The 454-nt window shown below is 71.6% G+C and carries 1 pseudogene; it reads left to right on the top strand.

Annotated elements, in window-relative coordinates:
- Positions 1–200: pseudogene (locus tag HUX53_RS00045) on the top strand (glutamine amidotransferase); the annotation flags it as partial.
- Positions 201–454 lie beyond the last annotated feature (254 nt).

Consider the following 454-nt stretch of genomic DNA (forward strand, 5'->3'; position numbering starts at 1 on the left):
GCATCGGCAACGGCGACGGGTTGGAGGGCGCCTACGGCGGGCGCGTCCTCGGCACCTACCGGCACGGGCCCGCCCTCGTCCGCAACCCCGGCCTGGCCGACCTGCTGCTGCGCTGGGCGGTCGGCCGAGACCTGCAGCCGCTGGACGACTCCTGGGCGGGCCGCCTCCGCGAGGAACGCCTGAACGCCGTCGCCGGCTGAGTTTGGGCCTGGCCGGACGGCGGCGCGAGTGCCCCCGTGGCGATCATGATCTGCTGCCGTCCGAGCCGCCGGGCCCTGCTCCGCTGGAGCGTCGTCGTCCCGGGTGCGTCGCTGCTGCCGGAGACCGCGTGGGCTTCGGCCGGCGTGCAACCGGTGCACCCTGTCTCTTGTTCACATCTGAACCTGCCGACGGAGGGGATAGGAGCGCATCGCGTCGTAGGCGTATCATGAACAGAAAAAACCACCACACGACA

The organism is Actinomadura sp. BRA 177 (assembly GCF_013372625.1).
GTDB lineage: Bacteria > Actinomycetota > Actinomycetes > Streptosporangiales > Streptosporangiaceae > Spirillospora.